Origin of the sequence: Fretibacterium sp. OH1220_COT-178 (genome assembly GCF_003860125.1) — a bacterium.
Classification (GTDB): Bacteria; Synergistota; Synergistia; order Synergistales; family Aminobacteriaceae; genus CAJPSE01.
In genome coordinates this window covers 15,204-28,649 of the sequence record NZ_RQYL01000007.1, presented here as the reverse complement: position 1 = coordinate 28,649, position 13,446 = coordinate 15,204, and the positions used below count along the sequence as shown (strand labels likewise).

General features: G+C 64.2%; 12 protein-coding genes. 11 read left to right on the top strand and 1 reads right to left on the bottom strand.

The features are described 5' to 3' along the window. Positions 1-227 precede the first annotated feature (227 nt). The gene (yqeB, locus tag EII26_RS04510) at positions 228-1,007 is read left to right on the top strand and encodes a selenium-dependent molybdenum cofactor biosynthesis protein YqeB (RefSeq protein ID WP_124887962.1); all 780 of its coding nucleotides are present in this window, start codon (positions 228-230) and stop codon (positions 1,005-1,007) included. 177 nt (positions 1,008-1,184) lie between these two features. Here the strand turns inward: yqeB and EII26_RS04505 are convergent, their stop codons facing one another. Beyond that, positions 1,185-2,108, bottom strand: coding sequence for a WG repeat-containing protein (locus tag EII26_RS04505; protein WP_124887961.1), 924 nt, complete (start codon positions 2,106-2,108; stop codon positions 1,185-1,187). Positions 2,109-2,394: 286 nt separating this feature from the next. Between EII26_RS04505 and EII26_RS04500 the strand changes: the two genes are divergently transcribed. The 10 genes from EII26_RS04500 to rsxA all read left to right on the top strand — a co-directional run bounded on the left by EII26_RS04500 (position 2,395) and on the right by rsxA (position 13,440). Further along, entirely contained in the window at positions 2,395-3,582 is a 1,188-nt protein-coding gene (locus EII26_RS04500; protein ID WP_124887960.1) for a trans-sulfuration enzyme family protein, read from the top strand. 139 nt (positions 3,583-3,721) lie between these two features. Then, on the top strand, positions 3,722-4,717 hold the full coding sequence (locus tag EII26_RS04495) for an extracellular solute-binding protein (RefSeq protein ID WP_124887959.1): 996 nt from the start codon (positions 3,722-3,724) through the stop codon (positions 4,715-4,717). Between the two features lie 300 nt (positions 4,718-5,017). Then, positions 5,018-6,112 carry an ABC transporter ATP-binding protein gene (locus tag EII26_RS04490; protein ID WP_233572608.1) on the top strand — a complete coding sequence of 365 codons (1,095 nt, stop codon included), beginning with the start codon at positions 5,018-5,020 and terminating at the stop codon, positions 6,110-6,112. Continuing rightward, the gene (locus EII26_RS04485) at positions 6,105-7,802 is read left to right on the top strand and encodes an ABC transporter permease (protein WP_124887957.1); all 1,698 of its coding nucleotides are present in this window, start codon (positions 6,105-6,107) and stop codon (positions 7,800-7,802) included. Before EII26_RS04490 ends, EII26_RS04485 begins: the two co-directional genes overlap by 8 nt. 4 nt (positions 7,803-7,806) lie before the next feature. Next, positions 7,807-8,865, top strand: a complete 1,059-nt coding sequence (locus tag EII26_RS04480) for an ABC transporter ATP-binding protein (protein ID WP_124887956.1) — start codon at positions 7,807-7,809, stop codon at positions 8,863-8,865. Between the two features lie 373 nt (positions 8,866-9,238). Next, positions 9,239-10,579 (top strand): electron transport complex subunit RsxC, encoded by a 1,341-nt coding sequence (gene rsxC / locus EII26_RS04475; protein ID WP_124887955.1) that lies wholly within the window; start codon positions 9,239-9,241, stop codon positions 10,577-10,579. Beyond that, complete coding sequence (locus EII26_RS04470) at positions 10,576-11,565, top strand: RnfABCDGE type electron transport complex subunit D (RefSeq protein WP_124887954.1); 990 nt, start codon at positions 10,576-10,578, stop codon at positions 11,563-11,565. The genes rsxC and EII26_RS04470 overlap by 4 nt, the downstream gene beginning before the upstream one ends. A 35-nt stretch (positions 11,566-11,600) precedes the next feature. Beyond that, complete coding sequence (locus EII26_RS04465) at positions 11,601-12,158, top strand: RnfABCDGE type electron transport complex subunit G (protein WP_233572607.1); 558 nt, start codon at positions 11,601-11,603, stop codon at positions 12,156-12,158. Beyond that, positions 12,155-12,862, top strand: coding sequence for an electron transport complex subunit RsxE (gene rsxE, locus EII26_RS04460; protein ID WP_124887952.1), 708 nt, complete (start codon positions 12,155-12,157; stop codon positions 12,860-12,862). The genes EII26_RS04465 and rsxE overlap by 4 nt, the downstream gene beginning before the upstream one ends. Further along, positions 12,862-13,440, top strand: coding sequence for an electron transport complex subunit RsxA (rsxA, locus tag EII26_RS04455; RefSeq protein WP_124887951.1), 579 nt, complete (start codon positions 12,862-12,864; stop codon positions 13,438-13,440). Before rsxE ends, rsxA begins: the two co-directional genes overlap by 1 nt. The last annotated feature ends 6 nt before the right edge of the window (positions 13,441-13,446 follow it).

Sequence of the window (13,446 nt, the reverse complement as noted above, 5' to 3'; positions counted from 1 at the left end):
TATGATCTGGATATCGCGGTACTGACCGGAACTTTCCAATTCCCATCGCTCCTTCTATAATAAACTGAACTTCGAAGGAGGAAAGCGCTTTCTCCATCTATTCTACCGGAGATCGTTACGTTTGCATCAACTTTTTGCGGCGCTTTTTCGCCGATCGAAAAAAAACGCCGCATCTTTTGGGAAATACGTGCCGGAACAAAACGACGCGGAGGGGAAGGGGATGCCTCATGGGTTTGGCGGTGGTGCGCGGCGGGGGCGATCTTGCCACGGGGATAATCTACAGGTTGTGGCGGACGGGCTTCAGGCTGCTGGTGCTCGAGACGGCGCGTCCCATGGTCATTCGCCGTCCGGTTTCCGTGGCTCAGGCGGTGTTCGACGGGGAGCATGTCGTCGAGGGGATGCCGGCGCGCCGGCTCGGCTCGGCGCGGGAGCTCCCCGGCGACGGGACGGTCGGGGTTCTGGTGGACCCGCAGGGGGAATGTCTGGCGGATCTGCACCCCGACGTATTGATCGACGCCATCATGGCCAAGCGCAACGTCGGAACGAGCCGTGATATGGCGCCGCGCGTCATTGGGGTCGGTCCGGGATTTCGTGCTCCACGGGACGTTCATGCGGTGGTGGAGACGCTGCGCGGTCACGATCTGGGGCGCGTCATCGTCAGGGGGGAGGCGGCTCCCGACACGGGGGTGCCGGGGGAGATCGGCGGCGCCACGACGGATCGCCTGGTTCGTGCGCCGGACGACGGCCTGATGGTGCCTCGAGCCGAGATCGGCGATCTCGTCGAGGCCGGGCAGGTCTTGGGGTTCGTGAACGATAAGCCGGTGCTCGCCAGGATCGGCGGGGTGCTGCGCGGCCTGATCCACCCGACGGTTCCCGTGCGGACGGGCATGAAGATCGGCGACATCGATCCACGCGCGGTGCGGTCCCACTGCTTCTCCATCTCGGACAAGGCCCTCTCGGTGGGGGGCGGTGTCCTGGAGGCGGTATTTGCCGTCGCCCTCGGCTGATGTATCCCCACCTGTCCTCGAGCCTCACGGCGGCGGGCCCTTCGTGGAATGGACGAGCTTCATCGTATAAGCAGGCTGCCCGGGAGCCGAGGCGCAGCCGCAGGCGAGCGGAGCAGATCGCTTAAGCGGCTTGACCGGGGCTTGTCTGGAGGCCGATGAAAGGGCCGCGTGAGGCCGCTATCGTACGCTGATGTATCCCCACCTGTCCTCGAGCCTCACGGCGGCGAGCCCTTCATGGAATGGACGAGCTTCATCGAACTGCGCGTCCAGGACGAGCCGTCCCAGAGTATCGATGTACCCCCATCGCGCGTCGGTGGCGACGGGGGCCAGCCCCTCCCGGAACGGGCCGGCGGCGTTGTAGCGATGGGGGATGGAGAGCCGCCCCCTGGAATCGACGTACCCCCAGCCCCGATAGTCCGAGGCGTTCCTGACCGGAGCCAGCCCGTTGCCGAACGGGCCCGCCTCGTCGAACGATGCTTTGACGAGGTCTCTGCCGGAGAGGTCGATGTAGCCGGACAGGCCCCGCATCTCCACCGCGGCCCGGCCCTCGTGGAAGGGAGCCGCCCTGAGGTATTGTGGGGGGATCTTCATGCGCCCGCCGATGTCGATGTAGCCCCAGAGTCCGTCCTTGCGCACCGGGGCCAGCCCCTGAGAGAAGGGGCCCGCCGCCTCGTAGCTGGGGGGAATGACGAACTTTCCGGCCGTATCGATATATCCCCACCGCCCATGGCTCTTAACCGCCGCGAGCCCTTGAGAGAAGGATTTTGCGTCCTGGAAGGTCCTTTCATCGAACGCCTCCCTGCCGGAGGCGTCGATGAAACGGTCTCCGACGAAGGCGAGCCCCTCCGAAAAGGACCCTGCCTCGGGAACCCGATGGACGAAGGGAATGACCATGCGCCCGAGGTGGTCGATGTACCCCCATGCATCGTTGGATTTTACGGCGGCGAGCCCTTCATGGAAGTCCCGGGCGTCGTTGTAGTCGTAATCGATGACGACCTTGACCTCACGCGCCTGGGCCGGATCGGGCAGGCACGAAGGGGCGCACAGAAGCAGGATTGCAAGAAGGGCGCGGATGGAGAGGCCGGGGACGTTTTGGGACATGGGCTTCCTTCCTTTCGTCGCAAGGCCGGCATCGACGGGCGGTGCCGGCGTTTTTTTTATTCTACCAAAGTGCGGGGCGGAAGGCCGGGACAATCACGCTTGGTTCGAGGCCGACGGCCAAAGGAACGGAAGAACGGTTTTCGAAGGTGCTGCGGGAATGTCGGCGAGGCCGCCCGCTACTCTGGCGCCGCTCCTCAAAAAACGATACAATAACGAACCGGTGTACCATCCGTCATGCCTTTGCATGTTTCCGGTCCACCCGACGCACCCACAAGGAGGCTTTATGATGTCCCACGCAGCACAAGGTTTTGGCACGAAGTGCGTTCATTTCGGTACCTGTCCCGACCCTGTGACCGGTGCCCTGAACACCCCGATCTATCAAACGTCGACCTTCGCCTTTGAGGATGCCGATCAGGGCGCACGCCGCTTTGCGGGCGAGGAGGAGGGCTACATCTACACCCGACTGGGCAATCCCAACCACACGGCGGTCGAGCGGAAGCTGGCCGCACTCGAGGGCGGCGAGGCCGCGGCGGTCGCCTCCTCCGGGATGGGCGCCATCGCCTCCGTGCTCTGGACCGCCCTATCCGGCGGGGACCACGTCATTGCGGCAAACTCCATTTACGGATGCACCCATTCCCTGATGAACCATCACTTCCCGCGCTTCGGCATCGAGGTCACCTTCATGAGCCTGGCGGACCTGGCGGCGGTGAAGGCCGCAGTCAAGCCCAACACCAGGGTGATCTACTGCGAGTCCCCGGCGAATCCGACCATGGAGATCGCGGACCTGGAGGGGCTCGCGAAAATCGCCCACGAGGCGGGAGCCCTGCTGATCGTCGACAACACGTACTGTTCCCCGGTGATCCAGCGTCCGATCGAGTTCGGGGCCGATGTCGTCCTCCACTCCGTGACGAAGTACCTCAACGGGCACGGAGACGTCATTGCGGGGGCCGCCGTGGGAAGCGCGGAGTTCATCGCTCGGGTGAAGGGCGAGGGGCTCAAGGACCTCACCGGCGCCACGATGTCCCCCTTCGACGCCTATCTGATGCTGCGGGGCATGAAAACCCTGCACGTTCGGGTTCCCCGTCACTGCGAGACGGCGCTCGAGATCGCCCGTTTCCTGGAGAAGCGTCCCGAGGTCGCGCACGTCTGGTATCCCGGTCTGGACAGCTTCCCGCAGAAGGAGCTGGCGAGGAAGCAGATGAAATACTTCGGCGCGATGATCGCCATGGACCTCAAGGGCGGCTTCGAGGCCGGCAAGAAGTTCATCAACAGCACCAAGCTCTGGACTCTGGCCGTCAGCCTCGGCGACACGGAATCCCTGATCCAGCATCCCGCGTCCATGACGCACTCCGCCCTCTCCGACGAGGAGCAGGCCGCCGCGGGAATATCCAAGGGCCTGATACGTCTGTCCGTGGGGCTGGAGGATGCGGAGGATTTGAAGGCGGATCTGGACCGGGCCTTCTCGGCCCTCTGAGTTCTGGCTCTTTTGAGGGGAGGGGGCGGCACCCGTCCGCACGGCGGGTTGTCGTTCCCCGCGGCCCCAACGGTATCCCGAACCTGCGGGGCGTCTCGGGCGCCCCGAAAAAACAAGAAAAACAAGGAGGTCATGCACGTTGAAAAAGTATGCGAAGCTCGCACTCCTCGTCGTCATCCTGCTTCTGTCCGTATCCGCGGCATGGGCCGGCGGCAAGCTGACGGTCTACACGTCCATGAAGGAGTCCCTCATCGGCGCCCTCAAAGAGGCGTTCGTGAAGGCCAACCCCGACGTCGACTTCGACTACTACTCCGCCGGGGCGGGCAAGCTCATGGCCAAGATCGCCGCCGAGCGCGAGTCGGGCAAGCTCACGGTGGACGTCCTCTGGCACAGCGAGGTGCCGGACTTCTATCAGCTCAAGAGGGAGGGCGTGCTGGAGCCCTATATCTCGCCTGAGGCCAAGTACGTGGAAAGCCCCGTTGTGGAGCCCGAGGGGTACTTCACGCCCGTTCGAAACGGAACCCTGGCCATCGCCTACAACAACCGTTTCATCAAGACCCCGCCCGCGTCCTGGAAGGATCTGCACAAACCCGAGTTCAAGGACGCCTTCGGAATCGCCAACCCCGCGCTCTCCGGGACGGCCTACGGCAGCGTGGTGGCGCTGGTCCAGACGTTCGGCTGGGAGTTCTTCGAAGCCTGCCGGGACAATGCCGCGCGCATCGGCCAGGGCTCGGGCCAGGTGGTGGACGACACGGCCATGGGAGACCTTCTGGCGTGCATCGGTGTGGACTACATCACGATCGACAAGATCAAGAAGGGCGCCACCCTGGGCTTTGTCTACCCGCAGGAGATCATCATGCTCCCCAGCCCCGTGGCCATCATGAAGGGGACGCCAAACCTCGAGGCCGCGAAAAGGTTCGTCGATTTCCTTCTGTCGAAGGAGGCCCAGACGATCATCGCCGCGAACGGGACGCTGCCCGTGAGGGCGGATGTGGAGCTTCCCGCCGACAGCCTGCTTCCGAACCCGCACGAAGCGGTCCAGCGGGCGGTCAAGCTGGATTTCGAGACGCTCAGCGCGACGAAGGAGGAGAGCATCAAGAAATTCACGGAGATCCTGCGTCCCTCGAAGAAGTAGCCGTTTCTTTCGGAGAAGACGAAAGGCCGCCTCAGGCAGGCGGCCGTTTTTGTAAACATCCGACTCGAGCGGCATCGCTCGGGGTTTTTCTCCTGACAACAAAAAAATTGGTTTGAGCCCCCGCTTACGTCGAGGCCGGGCCCATGGGCGGACGACCGGGAAACGTAGTGCACCGATCCGGTCGGCCGTGGGCTTTAATGGGGCTTCGCCTCGACGGAAGCGATCGATACGTCCCACGAGACCGACGCTTCGTGGAGGGCGGTCACCTGCTTAAGGAAGGTGTGGTGCAATTTGGCGGAGGTGTCCATCAAAAATGTCCGCAAGGCTTATGGCGACAAGATAGTCTTCCGGAATCTCGATCTGACGATCCGGGACGGGGAGTGTTTTACGTTGCTCGGCCCCTCGGGCTGCGGGAAGACCGTACTGCTTCGGATGGTCGCCGGCTTCGAGCAGCCCGACTCCGGAACGGTCAGCATCGGCGGCGAGGTCCTGTCCTCTCCGGCCGACAGGATCGCCGTTCCCCCGGACAAGCGGTCCCTGGGCGTGGTCTTTCAGGACTACGCCGTATGGCCCCACATGACCGTCCGGGAGAACGTCCTCTATCCCCTCAAGATTCAGCAGGTCGGCAGGAAGGAGGCGGAGGAGCGTACGCAGGATGCCATCGACAGCGTCAACCTCTCGGGGCTCGAGAACCGAATGCCTTATCAGCTTTCGGGCGGTCAGCAGCAGCGCGTGGCCCTGGCCCGCGCTCTGGTGGCCGAGCCCAGGCTGATGCTGCTGGACGAACCCCTGACCAACCTCGACGCCAACCTCCGCGAGGAGATGCGTTTCGAGATCCGCGAGCTCCAGCGCAGAAAGGGCATCACGGTGCTCTACGTCACCCACGACCAGGAGATCGCTCTGGCGATCTCCGACCGCATGGCCGTCCTGGACAAGAATGGCAGCATCTGCCAGATCGGCACGCCGGAGGAGGTCTTCGAATATCCGTCGAACGCCTTCGTGTTTCGGTTCATGGGCGTCTCCAACATGATTCCCGTGGACTTCCGGAACGATTACGTCTACCTCGAGGGGACCGACGCCCTGCTGGCGAAGGCGCCCGATTTTCTTCCCGCCGCCCCCATCCTGGGTTGCCGCCCCTCCGACGTCGACCTCGTCCGCGACCCCCAGCCGGACTCCAAGCTTCCCCGCGCCACGGTACGGAGGGTCAACCTTCTTGGCCCCATCGTGGACCAGAGGCTGGATCTTCACGGCCGGGAGCTGAGGGTACAGCTCGAGACGCACCGGGCCATCGGCGAGAACCTGATCTTCCGGGAGGGCGACGTGGTGGGGGTCCGCATCGCCAATCCTCTGATCTTCGACGCAGACACGATGGAGGGGGCGGGTATCCATGAATAGGTCCGGAAAATGGGGGATCGCGGAGCTGCTCTTTGCACTCTCCATCCTCATTCTGATCGTCGTCGTCGCCCTTCCCGTCCTGCTGATCTTCTGGACCTCCTTCGTCGAGAACGGGAGCTTCAATTTCTCCGCCCTTCTGGAGATCGTCCGGCGCCCCGACACCTTCGAGGCTCTGAGCATGTCCCTCCAGCTTGCGCTGTGCGTCACCGTGGCCTGCACGGTGGTCGGAACGCTTTTTGCGTGGCTCGTCACGCGGACGGACCTGCCCTTCAAACGGACGATGAAGGTCCTCTTCACCGTTCCCTTCATGCTGCCCGCGTTCATCGGAGCCCTGGCCTGGAAGATGCTGCTCTCGCCCCGCGCGGGCTACATCAACCAGCTGTGGATGGAGCTCTGGGGCACGCGGACGCCGCTCTTCAACGTCTACAGCTTCTGGGGGATCGTCCTCATCGAGACCATGTACCTTTTCCCCTTCGTCTTCATCCAGGTCAGCGGGGCCCTCGAACGGATGGACCCCACCCTGGAGGAATCCGCCCGCATCTCCGGAGCGGGGCTCTTCACCATCACCCGCAAGATCACCATCCCCCTGATCCTTCCTTCGGTGGTCAGCGGCGCGCTGCTGGTCTGCCTGTACTCTCTGGCCCACTTCGGCACCCCGGCCATCCTGGGGACGGAGGTGGGGATCTACACCATACCCACGAAGATCTACGAGCTCATCCACCAGAGCGCGGGCAGCTTCACGGCCATCCGGGCGGCGACGGTCATGTCGGTCATCCTCGTCATCTCGGCGGCGGTGATCCTCTATGCCCAGAACCGCGTGGTGAAGTCCGGGCGGTTCCAGATCATCGCGGGCAAGAGCGTCCGTCCGACGGTGCTGAAACTCCGCGGCCTGCGCCTGCCGCTGTTCACGCTCTGCGTCGTCTACCTGCTGGTCACGGTGGTGATGCCGACGGTGACGATCTTTCTGGTCGGGCTGCTCAAGACCTACGGGCTTCCCATCCGGCTGGAGAACATGACGCTCGACAACTTCCGGTACGTCCTGTTCAAGTGGAAGCTGACCAAGGACGCCATCTTCAACTCCCTTTATCTTTCGCTCGGAGCTGCCCTGGTCACCATGCTGGCGGGCGGGATCATCTCCTACGTGCTGGTAAAGATGAAGGTGCGGGGAAAATGGTTCCTGGAGTTCCTGGGGATGCTTCCCTTCTCCCTTCCGGGCACCGTCATCGCGCTTGGGGTGATCCTGACCTGGAGCGGCCGCTTCGGGGTGAACATCTACAATACCGCATGGATCATCTTCGTCGCTTACATCGCCCGCTACATGGCCTTCTCGCTCAAGTCCAACAGCGCCGCGCTGGAGCAGGTGCACGACTCGTTGGTCGAGGCCAGCCGCGCCAGCGGCGCCACTCCGTGGCAGTCCCTGCGCGACGTGGTGATTCCCCTGATCCGGCCGGGCATGATCGCGGCGTTCTTCCTGATCTTCCTGCCGGCGCTCCGCGAGCTGACGACCTCCGTTCTGCTCTACGGACCGACGACCCGGACGATCGGCGTCGCCATCTATACCCTCAACGAGGACGGGGAGACCGTCTACGCCTGCGCGCTTGCCGCCGTGGCCCTGGTGCTCATCGTGGGCGGCGAGATCCTGATCAAACGTTTCTTCGAGAAACGACAGACGGACAACGGGGGGGCGTAGACTCATGGCTTTCGTGGAACTCAGACACGTTACCAAACGTTTCGGGCAGGTCGTCGCGGTGGACGATCTCAACCTTTCGATAGAGAAGGGGGAGTGCTTCTCCTTTCTGGGGCCATCGGGGTGCGGCAAGACGACGACGCTGCGGATGATCGCCGGATTCGAGGATCTGGACGAGGGGGAGATCGAGGTGGGGGGCAGCCTCGTCTCATCCAGTGAAAAACGTTATTACCTGGCGCCCGAGAAACGGGGATTCGGCATGGTCTTTCAGGCCTTCGCCGTGTGGCCCCACATGACGGTCTTCGACAACGTCGCGTTTCCGCTGAAGATCAAGGGGCTCTCGAGAACCGAGATCGCCGAGCGGACCAAGAAGGCGCTCGAGAACACCAACCTGACCCGTCAGGCCGCGCTCTATCCCAACGAACTGTCGGGCGGCGAGAAGCAGCGCATCGCCCTGGCCCGCGCGCTCTCGATCAATCCGGGGCTCCTGCTGCTGGACGAGCCCCTCTCCAACCTCGATCCCCACCTGCGCGAGGAGATGCGCTTTGAGATCAAGGACCTGCAGCGCCAGTACGACTTCTCGATCATTTACGTCACCCACGACCAGTCGGAGGCCATGGCGCTGTCCGACCGGATCATGGTCATGAGGGATGGCCGCCCCGAGCAGATCGGCACCCCGCTGAACGTCTATGCGAACCCCGCCAACAAGTTCGTGTTCAGCTTCATCGGGCTCTCCAACTTCCTGCCCGTCGCGATCGAGGGCGGTCGGGCGTACCTCGCCGGAGCGCCCGAGGCGGGGAGCCTCGCGGCCGAGCTGCCCGCATCGCTCTCGGGCGCCCGAACGGCTACCCTGGCCTGCCGCCCCGCGGAGGTGGAGCTTCGCCCCGACGAGGAGGGGGGCCTTAGGGGCGTGGTGGACCGCATCGCCTACCTGGGGGAGACCGTGGACTATTTCGTCAAGGTGGGGCGGCAGGAGGTCCGTGTCCAGAAGGGACGCCGGGAACCGAAGCTTTCCGTGGGGCAGGAGTGCGCTCTGAACTTTCCTCGGGTGTTCTGGTTCGACTGAGGCGAACGGGGAGTGCCTCCTCAAAACGAACAAGCCCGTCCTGCGGGGCCGCGGCGCGCCGGTTTCGGGTGCCGCGGCCTTGCCGTGCACGCTCCCCGGAGGGGGCCTCTTTCGAGGCGAAGGCGGCGAGCGGCTTTTTGCTTTTTTTATGGGGCGTCATTATAATAAAACGGTGTTCGGACCGACGGCCTCCCTGTTCCCGTTCCGAATCGTCCGTCTGGCTCGTTGTCCTTGCCCGCCGGGAATGATTTGGAAGGGAGCTCACTTTGACCGGCATCGTTCTTTGACCTGGGGAGCGATGGCGGATGTTTTTTTTGCGAGGGAGAGAATGGGGGGCGTTTGGATTCCAGTCTTTTTTGAGGGGAGTCTTGAGATGAGGTTGCCGACGTTCAAGGGAGGGATTCATCCGCCGGATGGGAAGGTCCTGACGGCGGAGAAGGTGGTCGAGCCCCTGTCGCCGAAGGGGGATCTGGTTTTTCCGCTGTCCCAGCATCTGGGAGTCCCCTGTACCCCCATGGTCAAGCGGGGGGAGCGCGTTTTGCTGGGGCAGAAGCTGGCGGATTCCGAGGCGTTCGTCTCGGCTCCGATCCTGGCGAGCGTCTCGGGGACGGTCAAGGAGATTGGCCCCAGGATGACGATTCCGGGGAGCTTCGAGGAGTGTATCGTCCTGGAGAACGACGGGGAGTACGAGCATGCGCCCACGTTGCTGGACGATCTCGGGCATAAGCCCGAACGAGAGGACTACCTCAAGCTGATTCGGGCTGCGGGAATCGTCGGTATGGGGGGGGCCTGTTTCCCCACCCACGTCAAGCTGGCGCCGCCGGAGGGGCGTGTCATCCGCTGGGTGATCGTGAACGGCGCCGAGTGCGAGCCCTTCCTGAACTGCGACAACCGCCTGATGCTGGAGCGGCCCGAGCCCATCATCGAGGGGCTCGAGCTCTGCCTGGAGCTTTTTCCCGAGGCCGTGGGGGTCATCGCCATCGAGGAGAACAAGCCCGAGAGCATCGAGCGGATCCGGGGGGAGCTGTCGGAACACGATTTTTCCCGGATACGCGTGGTGCCGCATCAGGTCAAGTATCCTCAGGGAGCGGAAAAGATGCTCATCTGGTCCGTCACGGGTCAGGAGATCCCGCCCGGAGCCTTGCCCGCGGACGTGGGCTGCATCATCCTGAACGTCCGGACGCTCTATCACATCTGGCTTGCCCTGACCCAGGGCATTCCCGTCATGGACCGCATCGTCTCCGTCACCGGGGATGTGGTCGCCGATCCCAAAAATCTCCTGGTTCCCCTGGGGACGCCGGTACGGGAGCTTGTCGAGGCCGCGGGGGGCTTCACCGAGGAGCCGGTCAAGGTCCTGGCCGGAGGCCCCATGATGGGGATCTCCATGCGGTCCCTGGATGTTCCCGTGGTGAAGGGAACATCCGGCATCCTGGCGCTCTCGTCCCGTTCGGCGGCGCTGCCCGTCGAGTCGAACTGCCTGCGCTGCGGGCGCTGCGTCCAGGCCTGCCCGATGCGCCTCGTCCCGTCGGAGCTGGACCACGCGGTGCGCCGCAGGGAGTACGCCCTGTTCGAGAGCGCCGGAGGCATGAACTGCATCGAGTGCGGGTGCTGCACCTACGACTGTCCGGCCTCTCGGTGTCTCACCCAGACCTGTCGCGACGGCAAGGCCGCCGTGATGGCGGAACGCAGAAAGAAGGGAGCGCAGAAGAAATGAGTTCTCGTTTTGTCGTCGCCAGTTCCCCTCATATCCATGCGCCCCTCGACACGCGAAAGATCATGGCGTGGGTTCTCGCCGCGCTCCTGCCCGCCGGGGCGGCCGGGGTCTGGTTTCTTGGGCTTTCCTCGGTCTGGGTGATCGTCACCTGCGTGGTCGTGTGCGTGGGGTCGGAGTACCTCTGGCAGAAGCTGGCGGGGCAGCCCGTGACGGTATCCGATCTCTCGGCCGCGGTCACCGGGCTTCTGCTGGCCTACAACCTGCCGCCCTCCGTCCCGCTGTGGATGGCCGCCTGCGGTTCCGTCTTCGCCATCGTGCTGGTCAAGCAGTTCTTCGGCGGCCTGGGGGGAAACATCGTCAACCCGGCCCTTGCGGCCCGTGCCATGATGTTGATCTCCTGGCCCGTGGCCATGACGACCTGGACCGTCCAGGGCGTCAGCGGAGCAACCCCCTTGGGGCTCCTCAAGGGAATGGCCGCCGCGTCGGAGTCCTCCGTGGCCGCCGTGTCGCAGGCGACCGGTGCGGCCGTCTCGGCCGCCTCGGCTCCGGTTTTGCCCTCCTGGTGGGACCTCCTCGTCGGCAACGTGGGCGGATGCATCGGGGAGACCTCGGCCGCCGCCCTCTTGCTGGGCGGGGCTCTGCTGGTCTGGAAGGGCATCGTCTCCTGGCGCATACCCACCGTCTACATCGGTACCGTGGCCGTGCTGTCGCTGGCGTTCGGGCGCGCCGAGGGGCCCTTCTATGAGGTCCTGGCGGGGGGGCTGATGCTGGGGGCCGTCTTCATGGCGACGGATTACACCACGTCCCCCATGACGGCGAAGGGGCAATACGTCTTTGCCGCCGGCTGCGGCCTGCTCACCGCATTGATCCGGACGTTCGGCGGCTATCCGGAGGGCGTGTCCTATTCCATTCTGATCATGAACCTGACCGTTCCCCTGATCGACAGGATGACGGTACCCAGAATTCTGGGGGAGGCGAAGAGATGACGGACGCTGCCGAGAAAAGGTCTCGCGCGAGGAAGATGCTACGCCTGGGGGGGACGCTGTTCCTGGTCACCGCGGTGACCGGGCTGATTCTGGGCGTCGTCCAGTGGGCGACGGCCGATGCGATCCGCGCGACCCGGGATGCGGAGAGGGCTCAGGCCCTCAAGGGGGTCATGCCCGATGCCGACGGCTTCAGGCCCTTGCCCGCGGCCTCCGGGGCCGAGCCCGTGGTGGGGGCCGAGGAGGCCCTGAAGGGCTCGGAGAGTGTGGGGTACTGCATCACCGTGCTTCCCAAGGGATATGGAGGGCCCGTGGAGATCGTCGTCGGGTTGACTCCGGCGGGGACGGTCCGCGCCATTCGGATTCTGAAGCAGTCGGAGACGCCGGGGCTCGGGGCCAAGGCGGTGGAGCCCTTTTTCTCCGGGCAGTTCGAGAACAGGGACGGCCTTCCCCTGCGGGTGGTCAAGCAGCAGCCCGCCGCTCCGGACGAGGTTCAGGCCATCTCCGGGGCGACCATCACCTCCACGGCGGTCGTGACGGGCGTCAATGCAGCGGTGGATTATTGGAAACGAAACATCGAGGGGGGCGTGAAATGACGAATCCACTGAGGACTGTGACCAACGGAATCCTGAGCGACAACCCGACCTTCGTCCAGTGCATCGGGCTCTGTCCGACGCTCGCGGTTTCCACCAGCGTCGTGAACGGCCTGGGGATGGGCGTCGCGGCGATGTTCGTGCTGATCGCCTCCAACATCGTCGTCTCGGTCATGCGCAAGGGGGTACCCGAGGAGATTCGGATCCCCATCTTCATCGTCGTCATCGCGGGATTCGTCACCGTCATCCAGTTCCTGATGGCGGGTTTCGCGCCGGAACTGAACAAGGCCCTGGGCATCTTCATCCCCTTGATCGTCGTCAACTGCATCATCCTGGCGCGTGCCGAGGCGTTCGCGTTCAAGAACGGCGTCGTCGCCTCCGCTCTGGACGGCCTGGGCATGGGACTGGGCTTCACGTGCGCCCTGATGCTCCTGGGGGCGATTCGGGAGTTCCTGGGGAACGGGACGATCTTCAACGTGTCCGTCACCCCGGCGGGCTTTCAGCCCGCGCTCCTGATGGTGCTCGCGCCGGGCGGCTTCATCGCCTTGGGGCTTTGCATGGGGTTCTTCCGTGCCCTTCAGTCCTGGTGGGCCGCGCGCCGGGGCCGTCCCGAGCCCGAGGCGCCGCTGGGCTGCTCCTCCTGCGCCATGGGGGCGGTCTGCTGCGGCTGCGGTCCCGAGACCGCCAAGGAAGGGGGCAGGGCCTGATGGATTTGATGCTGCTCTTCGTGAGCTCCATCTTCATTCACAACATTCTCCTGTCGCGCTTTCTGGGTTGCTGCCCCTTCATGGGGGTCTCCACCAGGCTGGAGACGGCCAGGGGCATGGGCCTGGCGGTGGTGTTCGTCATCCTGCTTTCGTCGCTGATGACGTGGCTGGTCTATCATTACGTGCTCGTGCCCCTGCACCTGGAGTACCTCTACACCCTGTCCTTCATCCTGGTGATCGCGGCGCTGGTGCAGTTCGTCGAGCTGGCGCTGAAGAAGCTGAACCCGGGGCTCTACAAGTCGCTGGGGATCTTCCTGCCCCTGATCACGACCAACTGCGCGGTGCTGGGCGTCGCCGTCATCAACATGAACGAGAACTACACGCTGGTCCAGTCCCTCGTCAACGCTCTGGGGTCCTCCCTCGGCTTTCTGCTCGCCATCATTCTGATGTCGGGGATACGGGAGCGCCTGGATCGGAACGACGCCATTCCCAAGTGTCTGAGGGGCCTGCCCCTGGCGCTCGTCACCGCCGGCCTGATGTCCATCGCCTTCATGGGCTTCAACGGCATGGTCAAGTAGCCGATA

Coding starts and splice junctions, on each gene's coding strand:
- yqeB (WP_124887962.1), top strand. CDS start 228: ATGGGTTTGGCGGTGGTGCGCGGCGGGGGCGATCTTGCCACGGGGATA.
- EII26_RS04505 (WP_124887961.1), bottom strand. CDS start 2,108: ATGTCCCAAAACGTCCCCGGCCTCTCCATCCGCGCCCTTCTTGCAATC.
- EII26_RS04500 (WP_124887960.1), top strand. CDS start 2,395: ATGTCCCACGCAGCACAAGGTTTTGGCACGAAGTGCGTTCATTTCGGT.
- EII26_RS04485 (WP_124887957.1), top strand. CDS start 6,105: ATGAATAGGTCCGGAAAATGGGGGATCGCGGAGCTGCTCTTTGCACTC.
- EII26_RS04480 (WP_124887956.1), top strand. CDS start 7,807: ATGGCTTTCGTGGAACTCAGACACGTTACCAAACGTTTCGGGCAGGTC.
- rsxC (WP_124887955.1), top strand. CDS start 9,239: ATGAGGTTGCCGACGTTCAAGGGAGGGATTCATCCGCCGGATGGGAAG.
- EII26_RS04470 (WP_124887954.1), top strand. CDS start 10,576: ATGAGTTCTCGTTTTGTCGTCGCCAGTTCCCCTCATATCCATGCGCCC.
- EII26_RS04465 (WP_233572607.1), top strand. CDS start 11,601: ATGCTACGCCTGGGGGGGACGCTGTTCCTGGTCACCGCGGTGACCGGG.
- rsxE (WP_124887952.1), top strand. CDS start 12,155: ATGACGAATCCACTGAGGACTGTGACCAACGGAATCCTGAGCGACAAC.
- rsxA (WP_124887951.1), top strand. CDS start 12,862: ATGGATTTGATGCTGCTCTTCGTGAGCTCCATCTTCATTCACAACATT.